The organism is Mycobacterium sp. 852002-51961_SCH5331710 (assembly GCF_001665535.1).
Taxonomy (GTDB): domain Bacteria; phylum Actinomycetota; class Actinomycetes; order Mycobacteriales; family Mycobacteriaceae; genus Mycobacterium.
Genome location: NZ_LZSQ01000006.1, coordinates 123213 through 136197 on the forward strand (window position 1 = coordinate 123213; position 12985 = coordinate 136197).

General features: G+C 69.6%; 15 protein-coding genes and 1 pseudogene. 10 read left to right on the top strand and 6 right to left on the bottom strand.

Going from position 1 to position 12985, the window contains the following annotated elements; translation table 11 throughout:
- Nucleotides 1-22 precede the first annotated feature (22 nt).
- Both A5752_RS01545 and A5752_RS01550 read left to right on the top strand, forming a co-directional pair.
- Entirely contained in the window at nt 23-1231 is a 1209-nt protein-coding gene (locus tag A5752_RS01545; protein ID WP_067080945.1) for a cytochrome P450, read from the top strand.
- Between the two features lie 9 nt (nt 1232-1240).
- Nucleotides 1241-2722 carry a class I adenylate-forming enzyme family protein gene (locus A5752_RS01550; RefSeq protein ID WP_082963691.1) on the top strand — a complete coding sequence of 494 codons (1482 nt, stop codon included), beginning with the start codon at nt 1241-1243 and terminating at the stop codon, nt 2720-2722.
- Here the strand turns inward: A5752_RS01550 and A5752_RS01555 are convergent.
- Entirely contained in the window at nt 2719-3144 is a 426-nt protein-coding gene (locus A5752_RS01555) for a pyridoxamine 5'-phosphate oxidase family protein (protein ID WP_067080949.1), read from the bottom strand. The genes A5752_RS01550 and A5752_RS01555 overlap by 4 nt on opposite strands.
- 44 nt (nt 3145-3188) lie before the next feature.
- Nucleotides 3189-3404, bottom strand: coding sequence for a hypothetical protein (locus A5752_RS01560; RefSeq protein WP_156613508.1), 216 nt, complete (start codon nt 3402-3404; stop codon nt 3189-3191).
- A gap of 185 nt (nt 3405-3589) precedes the next feature.
- Between A5752_RS01560 and A5752_RS01565 the strand changes: the two genes are divergently transcribed.
- The 3 genes from A5752_RS01565 (at nt 3590) to A5752_RS01575 (ending at nt 5544) form a co-directional block, all read left to right on the top strand.
- Complete coding sequence (locus A5752_RS01565) at nt 3590-3769, top strand: hypothetical protein (RefSeq protein ID WP_067080955.1); 180 nt, start codon at nt 3590-3592, stop codon at nt 3767-3769.
- An 11-nt stretch (nt 3770-3780) separates the two neighbouring features.
- On the top strand, nt 3781-4773 hold the full coding sequence (locus A5752_RS01570) for an LLM class F420-dependent oxidoreductase (RefSeq protein WP_067080957.1): 993 nt from the start codon (nt 3781-3783) through the stop codon (nt 4771-4773).
- 93 nt (nt 4774-4866) lie between these two features.
- Nucleotides 4867-5544 (top strand): SDR family oxidoreductase, encoded by a 678-nt coding sequence (locus tag A5752_RS01575; protein ID WP_067080960.1) that lies wholly within the window; start codon nt 4867-4869, stop codon nt 5542-5544.
- On the opposite strand, the gene A5752_RS01580 is transcribed toward A5752_RS01575, so the two are convergent.
- Nucleotides 5545-6126 (bottom strand): hypothetical protein, encoded by a 582-nt coding sequence (locus A5752_RS01580; RefSeq protein WP_067080962.1) that lies wholly within the window; start codon nt 6124-6126, stop codon nt 5545-5547.
- A gap of 137 nt (nt 6127-6263) precedes the next feature.
- On the opposite strand from A5752_RS01580, the gene A5752_RS01585 reads away from it, so the two are divergent.
- Complete coding sequence (locus A5752_RS01585) at nt 6264-6608, top strand: cupin domain-containing protein (RefSeq protein WP_067080965.1); 345 nt, start codon at nt 6264-6266, stop codon at nt 6606-6608.
- A 3-nt stretch (nt 6609-6611) separates the two neighbouring features.
- Here A5752_RS01585 and A5752_RS01590 read toward each other — a convergent pair whose 3' ends face one another.
- Together A5752_RS01590 and A5752_RS01595 are read right to left on the bottom strand one after the other, a co-directional pair.
- Nucleotides 6612-8261: a DNA repair helicase XPB gene (locus tag A5752_RS01590; RefSeq protein ID WP_067081017.1), complete on the bottom strand. Its 1650-nt coding sequence runs from the start codon at nt 8259-8261 to the stop codon at nt 6612-6614.
- Between the two features lie 99 nt (nt 8262-8360).
- Nucleotides 8361-10619 carry a helicase-associated domain-containing protein gene (locus tag A5752_RS01595; protein WP_067080967.1) on the bottom strand — a complete coding sequence of 753 codons (2259 nt, stop codon included), beginning with the start codon at nt 10617-10619 and terminating at the stop codon, nt 8361-8363.
- Nucleotides 10620-10678: 59 nt separating this feature from the next.
- Between A5752_RS01595 and A5752_RS01600 the strand changes: the two genes are divergently transcribed.
- Genes A5752_RS01600 through A5752_RS01615 form a run of 4 tightly spaced genes read left to right on the top strand, consistent with a single transcriptional unit; the run spans nt 10679 to nt 12266 of the window.
- Nucleotides 10679-10876 (top strand): hypothetical protein, encoded by a 198-nt coding sequence (locus A5752_RS01600; protein WP_067080970.1) that lies wholly within the window; start codon nt 10679-10681, stop codon nt 10874-10876.
- A complete protein-coding gene (gene moaC, locus A5752_RS01605; protein ID WP_082963692.1) occupies nt 10877-11365 on the top strand; it encodes a cyclic pyranopterin monophosphate synthase MoaC in 489 nt (162 codons plus the stop codon).
- Nucleotides 11365-11841, top strand: coding sequence for a MogA/MoaB family molybdenum cofactor biosynthesis protein (locus A5752_RS01610; protein WP_082963694.1), 477 nt, complete (start codon nt 11365-11367; stop codon nt 11839-11841). Before moaC ends, A5752_RS01610 begins: the two co-directional genes overlap by 1 nt.
- Nucleotides 11838-12266: a molybdenum cofactor biosynthesis protein MoaE gene (locus A5752_RS01615; RefSeq protein ID WP_067080973.1), complete on the top strand. Its 429-nt coding sequence runs from the start codon at nt 11838-11840 to the stop codon at nt 12264-12266. Before A5752_RS01610 ends, A5752_RS01615 begins: the two co-directional genes overlap by 4 nt.
- A 15-nt stretch (nt 12267-12281) precedes the next feature.
- Here the strand turns inward: A5752_RS01615 and A5752_RS01620 are convergent.
- Nucleotides 12282-12947: pseudogene (locus tag A5752_RS01620) on the bottom strand (transglycosylase family protein); the annotation flags it as partial.
- Between the last annotated feature and the right edge of the window lie 38 nt (nt 12948-12985).

Here is a 12985-nt window from a genome sequence, read left to right on the forward strand (position 1 = left end):
ATCGCGGGCGTACTGTCCGGACATGGCGCAGTCGACCCTGGTGTTCGACCCGTTTTCGCAGGAGTTCTTCGACGACCCCTATGAAACGTATCGCTGGATGCGCACCGAAGCGCCGGTCTACTACAGCGAGCGATACGACTTCTACGCGCTGACCCGGCACGCCGACGTCGCCGCCGCGTTCAAGGATCCCGCGACGTACTCGTCGGCCTACGGTGTCGACCTGTCGATGGTTCGGTCGGGCGGGCCGCCGCCGGACGTGCGGCTTCTCCAGTTCATGGACCCGCCCGAACACCGGCACATGCGCAGCGTGTTGAACAAGCTGTTCACACCGCGGGCCATCCAGGCGCAGCGACCGCGCATCACCGCGATCATCGACAAGTACCTCGGCGCCATCGACGGCGACGAGTTCGACATCGTCCGCGAGTTCACCGCGCCGTTCCCCGTCGAGGTGATCACGACGTGGTTGGGGGTGCCGGAGGACCACGTCCAGCACGCACGCCTGTGGACCGACGCGTCGATGCGTCGCGAGCCCGGCCAGATCGAAACCGACGAGGCGGGCCGACGAGCGGTCGCCGAATCGGTGGCGTACTACTACGACTGCGTCCAGCAGCACCGCGCGCACCCCCGCGACGATCTGTTCACGCTGCTGATCGACGCGGAGATCATGCGCGACGACGGCGCCACGTCCCATCTGACCGACATCGAAATCGTCGGCTTCGCACAGCAATTGGGCGGGGCAGGCGCTGAGACCGTGACGAAGCTGCTCGCCAGCGCGGTGTATCTGTTCGCGCGGCACCCCGACCAGTGGGTCGAGCTGATCGAGGACCCGGGCAAGATTCCCGCCGCGGTGGAAGAGTTGCTGCGCTTCGACAACCCGGTGCAGTACGACGTGCGCCGCTCGATGCGGGACGTGACGTTGCACGGCGTGACGATCCCGGCGGGTAAGCCGGTGTTCCTGATGCTGGCCTCGGCCAACCGCGACCCCGAGGCGTGGACGGATGCCGACACCTTCGACATCGACCGCAACCGCACTGAGGCGCAGAACCTCGGCTTGGGGTACGGCATCCACAGCTGCCTCGGCGCGGCACTGGCCCGGACGGAAAGCGCGATCGCGTTGGAGAAACTGCTCGCCTTCATGCCGCGGTACGAAGTCGACTACGACCGGTGCACGCGCGTGCACATGACCAACGTGATCGGCTGGAAGAACGTCCCGGTACGGGTGATTCGCTAGATTGGCGCCGTGCCGGAAAGCTTCACCGAAAGGTTCGCGGCCGGGTTGGCCCGCTACGGCGAGGACCCCTGCATCGAGTTCGCGGGACGCTGGTACAGCGGCCACGAGGTGAGCGCCTACGGCCGCGCCATCGCGCAGGCGCTGCGGGAGTCCGGTGTCGCCGACGACGCGCCCGTCGGCCTCGTGGTCAGGAACCGGTTGGCGCACGCCGCGGCGATCATCGGATTCCTCGCTGCGGGACGCGCGGTGTCGATGATCTACTCGTTCCAGTCGCCCGAGTCCATCGGCCGCGACATCGAGACGCTCGGACTGTCGGCAATCGTCGCCGACGTCGAGGACTGGACCGCGCCGGTCGTGGACGCCGCGCGGCGGGTGGGCAGCGCGGGCGTGGCGATAGCCGGTCGGCAGCCGATCGTCGCCGCGGTACCCCAGCTGGAACGTCGCGACCCACAACGAGCTCACGCCGACGCCGAACCCGGTGTGGCACTGCAGATCCTGACCAGCGGCACGACGGGACCGCCGAAGCGGCAGTCGATCAGGACCGCGGTGCTCGAGCGGACCGTGTTCAGCGTGACCAGCGGGGAGGCCGCACCCGCCGACGCGCCGCCGGAACTCGCGTACTGGCAGTTCGGCGGAATCGGCGTGTGCCAATTGATCGCCGGTGTGTACAACGGCAGGCGCATCGCGATGCTCGAACGGTTCACCGTCGACGATTACGTGGACATGGTGAAGCGCCACCGCATCACCCGCTCGGGTGTACAGCCGGCCGTTATCCGGATGCTGCTCGACGCCGACGTCGCCAAGGAGGATCTCGCGTCGCTGGCCTTTCTGATCAGCGCGTCGGGACCACTGGACCCCGAGACCCGCGACGAGTTCGAGGCCAAGTACGGCATCCCGATCGTGCTGGCTTACGGCGCAACGGAGTTCGCGGGATCGCTGTGCGCATGGACACCGCAGATGCAGCAGGAGTTCGGCTCGGCCAAGCGCAACAGCGTCGGCAGGCCCTTGCCGGATGTACAGGTGCGCATCGTCGACCCCGACGACGGGGCCGAGCTCGCCGTCGGTGAGCCCGGGCTGCTGGAGGCCAAGGTCGCGCCGATCGGCCCGGACTGGATCCGCACCACCGACGTCGCATCGATCGACGCCGACGGTTTCGTCACACTGCACGGAAGGGCCGACGGCGCCATCAATCGGGGCGGGTTCAAGATTCTCCCGGAAACCGTTCGGCGCGTATTGATCTCGCATCCGGCCGTCCGCGATGCATGTGTGGTCGGGGTGCGCGACGCGCGCCTCGGCGCGGTGCCTGCCGCGGCGATCGAGGTGTGTCCGGGGCTGCCGGTGCCCTCGGCCGACGAGCTCGCCGAGCTGGTGCGCCGATCGCTGCCGGTGTACAACGTGCCGGTGGCGTTCGCGGCCGTCGACGAACTACCGCGCAACCCGGCGCTGAAGGTGAGCCTTCCCGCCGTCGCCGCCCTGTTCGAGCCGCGCTAGAACGCCCCGAGGTCCGACGACAGCCAGTGTTGCGGCTTCATGAAGATCACGACGCTGGCGCCGTGCTCGCGCCGGGCGTACTCGAGGTAGGCGTCGACCTTGTCGGGCGGCATATACCGTTTGGTCACCTCGACGAGCTGCTCGTCGGTGGCCGGCTCGATGCGGCTGACCGGGCCGTCGACGGCCACGTACCGGACCGTCGGCTCGAGCCGCTGAACCATCAGCGTGAACTCGCCCTGGGTCTCGATGAGTCGATGTTTTCGGGAGCCGTCGCCGGTGAGCACCCACGGCTCGCCGCCGGGTGAGTACTGGTACCAGACAGGGACTGTCAGCGGGCCGCGCTTGTCACCGGCAGAGACCGACAGCGCGGCAACGTGAGGTTCGGCCAGAAATTGTTCGCGTTCGTCTTTGGAGAGGGCCATGACGTCACGCTAGACCCGACATCCGTCAGGCCGGTGGACTCAGGTCAGCAGCCGACCCGCGAGAAGAACGCCACGGCGACGAGGCCGATCACGAACGCCACCTGGGGCTGACCCATCGCGAGGGTGCTCGCGACGCCCGCGATCGCGGCGATCGCGATGACGGCGAGCAGAAGCAGGTAGAACCACCGGACGTGGTGGTGAGCGGCGCCGCCGGCCCGCACGTGGTGCGATTCCATTCCCGTCGCTGGGTCACGGACCACTGCGGCCTCCTTGTGGCTTACGTCACACGTAATACTGCTTTGTGAGCCACACCATACAACACCTGATGGCGAACGCAAACGCGCACGCGGCGATGCCCGCGTTGCGAGCCGATAACGGCCCGACCACTGCTTTTGTGGGAGACACTGCGGCGTGAGCCGTAGTTAATTCGAAAGCTGAGCTAACAATGACGGACCTGTGCGAGCTGCCCGCCCATACGCTCGTCGCGCTGATGGTGGGCAGCGAAGTCGCGTGCCGCGAGGTGCAGATCGCGGCCCGACCGTGGGAGGACGCGACGGTGCTCGCAGTGGCGGCGCGGCTGGAAACGGCGTTGGGAGGATGGCGTCCTCCGCGGCCGGTTGCATAGAGTCGGGAGCCATGCGCTTCGGACTGTTCATCCCGCAGGGCTGGCGACTCGATCTGATCGACATTCCAACCGCAGAGCAATGGGCGGTGATGCGCGACCTCGCCGCGTACGCCGACGGAAGCGGTGCGTGGGACTCGCTGTGGGTGTACGACCACTTCCACACCGTGCCGGTGCCCACGTCCGAGGCCACACACGAGGCGTGGACCCTGATGGCCGCCTACGCCGCGACGACATCGCGCATCAAACTCGGCCAGATGTGCACGGCGATGGGCTATCGCAACCCGGTGTATCTGGCCAAGGTCGCCGCCACCGCCGACGTCATCTCCGGAGGCCGCATCCAGATGGGCATCGGCGGCGGGTGGTACGAACACGAGTGGCGCGCATACGGTTACGGGTTCCCGTCGGCGGGTGAGCGACTGGGCCGACTCGACGAGGGAGTGCGGATCATGCGCGACGCCTGGCGCGACGGGACAGTCAGCCTCGACGGCAGGCACTATCAGGTGTCCGGCGCGATCGTGGAACCGAAGCCCCTACAGGACGACGGGATTCCGCTGTGGGTCGCCGGCGGCGGCGAGAAGGTGACGCTCAAGATCGCGGCGAAATACGCGCAGTACACCAACTTCACTTGCGAGCCGGGAGGATTCACCCATAAGTCACAGGTGCTGGCCGACCACTGCCGTGACGTCGGCACCGACTACGACGCGATCGTGCGTTCGGCCAACTTCAACGCCGTGATCGGCGAATCGGAGTCCGACGTGAAGGACCGGGTGGCGAGGCTGCGCGCCCGGCAGGTCACCAAGGCCGACGAGTCGGCGGTCGACGCGATGCTGAGCACCGTGTCCGCGCCCGAGTCGGCAAGCGGCACACCCGAGCAGGTGGTCGAAAAGCTCGAGAAGATGCGCGGACTCGGTTGCGAATACGCCATCCTCTACTTTCCGGAGGCCGCATACGACCGCTCCGGTATCGAATTGTTCGAGCAGCAGGTGATCCCCGCCCTGAGCTAGGGCCACGAGGAAGTTTCCGCAGCCGTAACACGACGGGACTCAAAAACGGCTCGGCTGGTGTTGTGGTGGTCATCAGCCGAGAGGAGCGCCGCCATGACAGAGAACATCACCGCCCTGGTGACCGGGGCCAACCGAGGACTCGGGCGCCGGCTCGCGGCCGACCTGGTGTCGCGCGGCGCCAAGGTCTACGCCGGGGCCAGGGATCCCGCGACCGTCGACCTGCCCGGAGTGGTTGCGGTCCAGCTCGACATCACCGATCCGGAGTCGGTGCGCCGCGCGGCAGAGACCGCCGACGACGTCACGGTCCTGGTGAACAATGCCGGGGTGTCGACGAGGGCCGGACTGCTGAGCGGGCCGATCGAGGACATCCGGCTGGAGATGGACACGCACTACTTCGGCACGCTCAACGTCGTCCGCGCGTTCGTGCCCGTCATCGAGAAGAACGGCGGCGGGTCGATACTCAACATCCTGTCGGTGCTCTCCTGGTATCACCCCCCGACGTCGGGCGCCTATTCGGCCGCCAAGGCCGCGGCCTGGGCGATGACCGATGCGCTGCGAACGGAGTTGGCGCCGCGAGGAATTCACGTCTCGGCGCTGCACGTGGGCTATATGGACACCGACATGGTCAGCTACATCCCCGCGGAGCAGAAGATCGATCCGTCGGTGGTCGCCGAGCAGGCAATCGCCGGTCTGCTCAACGGTGACGCGGAGATCCTCGCCGACGACCTGTCGCGGTCGGTGAAGGCTCAGCTCTCGACCGCGAACACCTGATCACGGCGTCGGCGGAATCGGGCCCTCCGGCGGTATCGCGGGCCCGGGCGCGGGAGCGTCGTAATAGCCGGGCGGCGGCGGGCCGTTCAGCGGGTAGTACCCGGGCGGCAGCGGTGGACCGCCCTGCTCCGGCGGCGCGACGGGCGGGCCGTTGGACTCCGGGGCGTTGATCGACTTGTATCCCGGCGGCAGCTGCGGTGCGGGCCCCGCGCCGGGCGGTGGCGGCGCCCCGACCGGCATCTGACCGGGCGGCATCGCGGCGAACCCGTACGGGTCCTGCGCCTGATGCCAGGCGTCCCGGAGGAAGCCGAGCGGACCCGGGCTAGAGCCCTGGCCGTACTGCGGGTTCTGGATTTCGGGCACGGGCGGTGGGCCGACCGGGGGCGGCGCCGGCGGCGGATCCGCCGCGTCCGCGGGGGCGGCGTAGGGCTGACCAGGCGACGGCGGCGCGCCGGGCGTTCCGGGCGGGACCTCGGGGTCCGCGTACGCCAAACCGGCCGATGCCAGCGCCAGGCCGACGGCCGCGCCGACGAGCCCGAGCTTGACCGCCTGGACGGACGTGGCGCGACGGCGTCTGGTCATGGGTAAGCAGGCTAGCGCCTCGGTGTGACGGGCGCTCAGTTACGACGGTGCCGGTGCGACCGCCGGCGGCGTGTGCGCCGTCATTAAGATTGGCTTCTCCGCCGAATTGCGACTCAGCCCTCGATAGGAAGCCCGCGATGAACAAGACCTCGCTGACCGCGCTCGTACGTGAGCAACTCGAGACGGCCCGCGCCGCCAGCAGCGGCCGCAGCGCGCACACCGTGTACGGCGGCCACGAGCACTCGCTGCGCCAGACGTTGATCGCGCTGACCGCCGGCAGCCAACTCGACGACCACGAGACCAACGGTGAGGCCACCCTGCAGGTGCTGCAGGGACGCGTTCGGCTGACCCAGGACACGACCAACTGGGAGGGCTCGGCGGGTGATCACATCGTCGTGCCGAAATCCCGGCACGGCCTGCAGGCGCTCGAGGACTCCGCGGTCCTGCTGACGGTGTCGAACCCGGTGGGTCCGCACGTCTAGTACCTAGATCGTCGGCCCCAACAGGTCGTCGGCGTCCTTGATGACGTAGCCGTAGCCCTGCTCGGCGAGGAATCGCTGGCGGTGCGCGGCGTATTCGGCGTCGAGGCTGTCACGGGAGACCACGGAGTAGAAGATCGCGCCGCCGCCGTCGGCCTTGGGCCGCAGCAGTCGGCCCAGCCGCTGCGCCTCCTCCTGGCGTGACCCGAAGGTTCCCGAAACCTGCACCGCCACACTGGCTTCCGGCAAGTCGATGGAGAAGTTGGCGACCTTCGACACCACCAGCGTGGAGATCTCGCCGCGACGGAACTGATCGAACAGCGCCTCACGTTCGGCGGTCTTGGTCGAGCCCTGGATCACCGGTGCGTCGAGCTCCTGGCCGAGTTCCTCGAGCTGGTCCAGATAGGCGCCGATCACCAGCGTCTGTTCACCCTTGTGCTTGTCGAGGATCGACTTGACCACCGCGATCTTCGTGTGCGCCGTCGAGCACAGCTTGTACCGCTCGTCGGGTTCGGCGGTCGCGTACAGCATCCGCTCGTTGTCCGTCATCGTCACACGCACCTCGACGCATTCGGCCGGTGCGATCCAGCCCTGCGCCTCGATGTCCTTCCACGGCGCGTCGTACCGCTTCGGGCCGATCAACGAGAACACGTCGCCCTCGCGGCCGTCCTCGCGAATCAGCGTGGCGGTCAAGCCGAGTCGGCGACGGGACTGCAGATCGGCCGTCATCCGGAACACCGGCGCGGGCAGCAGGTGCACCTCGTCGTAGATGATCAGGCCCCAGTCGCGGCTGTCGAACAACTCCAGGTGGCGGTATTCGCCCTTGGTGCGACGCGTGATCACCTGATAGGTCGCGATCGTCACCGGGCGGATTTCCTTGCGTTCACCGGAGTATTCGCCGATCTCGTTCTCGGTGAGCGAGGTCCGGTTGATCAGTTCGCGCTTCCACTGCCTGCCCGCGACGGTGTTGGTCACCAGGATCAGCGTGGTGGCCGACGCCTTCGCCATGGCGGCGGCGCCGACGAGCGTCTTACCCGCACCGCAGGGCAGCACCACGACGCCGGAGCCGCCCTCCCAGAAGGAGTCCGTGGCCATCTGCTGGTAGTCGCGCAGATGCCAGCCGTTCTCAGCCAGGCTGATCGGGTGCTTCTCGCCGTCGACATAACCGGCGAGATCCTCTGCAGGCCAGCCGATTTTGAGCAGCATCTGCTTGACGCGGCCGCGTTCGCTGCCGTGCACGATCACGGTGTCGTCGTCGATGCGGGCGCCGAGCATCGGCGCGATCTTCTTGTTGCGCAGCACCTCCTCAAGCACCGCGCGGTCCAGGCTCACCAGGGTCAGGCCGTGCACCGGGCTCTTTACCAGCTGCAGGCGCCCGTAGCGGGCCATCGTGTCGACGATGTCGACGAGCAGCGGTTGCGGCACCGCGTAGCGGGAGAACGACACCAGCGCGTCGACGACCTGCTCGGCGTCGTGGCCCGCGGCGCGGGCGTTCCACAGCGCCAGCGGGGTGATCCGGTAGGTGTGCACGTGCTCGGGCGCACGCTCGAGTTCGGCGAACGGGGCGATCGCGGCGCGCGCGGCGCCCGCCTGTTCATGGTCGACCTCGAGCAGCACCGTCTTGTCGGACTGCACGATCAGGGGGCCGTCGGTCATTTTGTCCATTATCCAGAACCCCCGGACGTGCCTATCGGCGAGCGATCGTGTCTAACCGCCGCCACGCCGTGTGAACAGGCATTTTGCGGTCACTCGCGCCTACTGTTCGTCGGCGGCGACCACGGAGGTGACCCGGTGAATGGCGAAGTCGCGGACCCGGCCCGAGGCGGGGTCGTAGGCGGTCAACTGCCCGCCGCGAACGTTGATCGGCGCGACGACGCGCTGCGTGGCCACCCCAGCGGGGTCGACGTATCCGATCACGACGGACGCCTGGGTATGGGCGGCCTCCTGCAACTGGCTGATCGCGACCCCGGGGTCCAACCGCAGACCGCCGGTGGGCGCGGCCGCCACCTTGCGCAGCACCGAAACGATCGCGCCGAGCGTCTGGCTGGTGGGTGTCGGGGCCAGGCGATAGGCGCGCCGCCGTCCCGGCGGGGCGGGCACTCGGGCGCCGCGAGCCCGGATGTCGACGATGGTGCCGGTCGAGTCCTCGGCCGCGGGGGCGAAGCCGGCCTGACGCAGCGCGGCGAGCACCTCGGAGATCGGGGCCTGCGACACCGCGACCGTCGGCGCGAGTAGACGCATCTCCAGCGGCTCGGTCGCCGGTGCGCCGACCGCCTGCGCGAGCAGCGCGGCGTCCTCGCATCGCACGAACGACGCCGCCATCCCGACCCGCAACTGCCCATGCCTGCGGGCGACGTCGTCGATCAGATACGTCAAACCCTGGGGGACAGGGGTTTTCGAGTGACGGTGGAAGAACGCGTGTAACTCGCCGGCGGTCCGGCCGGTGTCGAGTGCCCGCCGGATCGAGGCCTCGCTGATCCGGTACACCATCGCCGCGCCCGCGGACTCCACGCTCGCGACCGCGGCGAGTTGCTCGGCGAGGTCCCGCTGCAGCGGACCGGGAACGATCACCGTGAGGTCGGCCTGCAGCAGGAAGTGGTCGATCGGCGCGGGCAGCACCTTGTCCATGGCCTTGACCACATCGTCGGCAGACGCGTCGGTGAGGAGCGTTCGAGCCGGGGTGGCCAGCGCGCCGCGGCCCACCAAGCCCAGCGCATGGGCCTCCGTCAACAGGTCGCCGACCGGACCGGGTTGCAACCGGACACCCCAGCGCGGCCTGCGCCAGATCATCGCGCGCGAGGCCTCGGTGGCATCAACGCCCGCACCCGGCGGCAGGCCGGCCAGCACCTCGAGGAGCAGTCGCCGGTCCAGTGGAGCGGCGGTGGAGAACAGCGAATCCGACAGGGCGGCATAGGGTTTGCCGTCGGGCCCGCGGTGCCCGACCAGGCTCGGCCGGCCGGGCAGATCCAGCCAGGTGGTGGCCAGCAGATGCCATCTGACTGCGGTCGGGGATTCGACGAAGCGGTCGGCGGAGACCGTCGGCGCCCAGTAGGGGCCGTCTCCTGCGTCCGGCTCCGGTTCCGGCATGCCCGCCGCAATGAGCCCGGCGGCCGCGGTCACTTCGAGGATCAACCCGAGGCGGCGATCATCGATGCCGGTGGCCTTGGTCAGCCGTTTGACGTCGCGCACGCCGAGCCCGCCGCTGCGCAACTCGGGAACCGGTGTGGCGCCAAGTGTTTCGAGCACCACCTCGACCTCGCGCAGCAGATCGAGCGCGGCGCCCGCGGCGACCGCGTCGGCATCGGCCGCCGACGTCGTGGACACCACCGGATCCGGTTCGGTCAGCTGCACCGGCCCGGGCAGCTCACCGCGCAGCACCTGGCCGACCAGCCGCGGCAGGATCACGGTGTCCGCGTCGACCTGGCGCAGCAGGCCCGCGGCCAACAGCCGCTGCACCGGGCGGTCCGGCGGTGTGCCGGGCGCGGCGTCGCGGGTGCGGCCCATCGGCGAACCCTCGAGAAGTTTCTGCAGCAGTTCTGACTGCGCCTCGTCCAGCGTCTGTAGCCGCGCGTCGATCTCCTCGGGCGTCGCCGAGCTGTCCTCGACCGAGGCCTGACCGGGGTACCACGGCAGGCCCGCCGCGGCCTCGGCCGCCACCCGCACCGTCGCATCACCCCATACCAGCGCGCGGTCGCGAAGGTCGTCGACGGCCTCGTTCACCGCGGCTTCCGGCACACGGTCGCCGATCAACTCCATCAGCTTGGTGAGCGGCACGGCAGCGGTGTCGGCGTGCAGCACGAGCAACGCGTCGAGAACGGCCAACCGCAGAAAGTCGAGGTCATCGGTGGCGGCCTTGACCGACTGGCGCGCCTGCGCGCGGGCGGCCAGTGCGGCGATCGTCCCCGGAGGCGGTTGGGTCAGGTCGGGCCGCAACTCCAGCAGACGGATGAGCCGCTCGTCGGGGAGATCGGCCAACCAGGCGCCGAGGGGAAGGCCTGGTCTGTTCTCGGTCATCGTTGACCAGCGTAAAGGAGTGTGGCGGTGTCGCCACCGGCCGGAGCATTTGCCACAATGTGGGCGTGGCAGACAACAAAGGGAAGAAGCGGTACGTCGATCCGGGCTGGCCGGCGGTCGACGGGGACGATGACCACGCGGTGAGCGAGCTCGCCACCGACCGTACCGGCGCGCTGTCGCCCTTCGGGGAGCTCACGTTCCCGCTGCCCGCGGACGAACTGCCGTACGTGCACGCGGTCACGGTCGTCAACAAGTAGGTGTCCGAGCGGCCCCGCCTCTCACACGTCGACGAGACCGGCGCGGCGCACATGGTCGACGTCACGGCGAAGGACGTCACCAAGCGCACCGCCGTCGCCGCGGGGACCCTGCACACCACCGCCGACGTCGTCGCGATGATCGCTTCGGGCGGGCTGCCCAAGGGCGACGCCCTGGCCACCGCCCGGGTCGCGGGCATCCTGGCCGCCAAGCGCACCAGCGACCTCATCCCGCTGTGCCATCAGCTGGCGCTCACGGGCGTCGACGTCGACTTCGAGATCGGCGACGCCTTGCAATCAGGGCGAGTGGACATCACGGCGACGGTCCGCAGCACCGACCGCACCGGCGTGGAGATGGAGGCGCTGACCGCGGTGAGCGTGGCCGCGCTGACGCTCTACGACATGCTCAAGGCCGTCGACCCCGCCGCCCGCATCGACGACGTGCGGGTGTTGCGCAAAGAGGGCGGCAAAACCGGAACGTGGACCCGCTGATGCGCTCGGGCCGGGTCGTCATCGCATCCACCCGCGCCGCCGCCGGGGTGTACGAGGACCGCAGCGGACCGGTCGTCGTGGACTGGCTCACCGCCCGCGATATCGACACTCCGGCGCCCGTGGTGGTGCCGGACGGCGACGCGGTCGCCGAGGCGATCTCCGCCGCGGTCGCCGACGGGGTGGACGTGGTGATCACCTCCGGCGGCACGGGCATCTCGCCGACGGACCGCACCGCCGAGGCCACCGCGGCGTTGGTCGACTATCAGATCCCCGGGCTGGCCGACGCGATCCGCCGGGCCGGCGAGGACAAGGTGCCGACGTCGGTGCTCTCGCGCGGAGTATGCGGCGTGAAGGGCCGCACGCTGATTGTGAACCTGCCTGGCTCACCGGGCGGGGTCAAGGACGGCCTCGGCGTGCTCGACCGGGTCCTCGAGCATGCACTCGACCAGCTCGTCGGAAAGGACCACGCACGATGACCGCCGTTGTGCTGCGCGCCGATGTAAGCGAGCAGCCGATCGAGCTGGCCGACCACGAGGCCCTGGTCGCCAACGCCTCCGCGGGTGCGGTGGTGGGCTTCGCCGGTGTCGTGCGTGACCACGACGGCGGGCGTTCGGTGATCCGGCTGGAGTATTCGGCGCATCCCCAGGCGCCGGAGACGCTCGCGGAGGTGGCCGCGCAGGTCGCCGCGGAGGCCGACGGCGTGCGGGCGATCGCGGTCAGCCACCGCGTCGGCGTGTTGGAGATCGGCGATGCCGCGTTGGTTGCCGCGGTCGCGGCCGATCACCGCGCGGCGGCGTTTGCGACGTGCGCTCGGCTGGTCGACGTCGTCAAGGAGCGTCTACCGGTGTGGAAGCACCAGTTCTTCGCCGACGGCTCCGACGAATGGGTCAACTCCGCGTAGCGACTCTGTTCGTGATCAGGCGGAGGGCAGCGGCTGCGCGGCCGGATCGACCGGTGCCGGCGCGGCCGGGAGATTCGGCGCCTGGCCGCCCGGTGCGTCCGGCGTGGTGAGCGGACGCTGGGTCAGCGCCAGCAGCGCGTCTTTGCCGGTGATGTCCTGCGTCTGGATCGCGTGCCAGATCTCCTTGAGGTAGGAGACGTTCGGGCTCTCGGCACCGGCCTGTGCCCGGTCGACGGTCGTCCCCGGCGGGAGGTTGTCCGGGCTCGCGAGATGCGGCACACCGCCATCGGCGGCGAGTGGATCGGCAGCAGGCGCGGGCGGCGCCGGGGGCATCTGCGGAGCGGGCTGCAGCGCCGCGTCGACGGGCAGCGACCAGAGCTCGGGCTGCTCGCCGGGGACCGGCACGTCCGGTGCGACGTCCCAGTTCGCGACGGACTGCGCGTCGACCGGGGGCGCCTCGGGCACCGGAGCGGCCAACGGATCGAACGGCGCGGGCGGCGCTTCCGGCACGGGCGCGGCGAGCGCGTCGAACTGCTCAGGGGCGGGCGGCGCCGCCGGAGCCGGAGCCGGCGCGGGCGGTGCCTCGGGAACCGGCGCGGCCAATGCGTCGACCGGCGGAGCCTCGGGAACCGGGGCGGCCAGGGCATCGACGGGCGGTGCCTCGGGTGCGGGCGTCGGCGGTGCCTCTTATACACATCTCCGAGCCCACGAGACTGCAG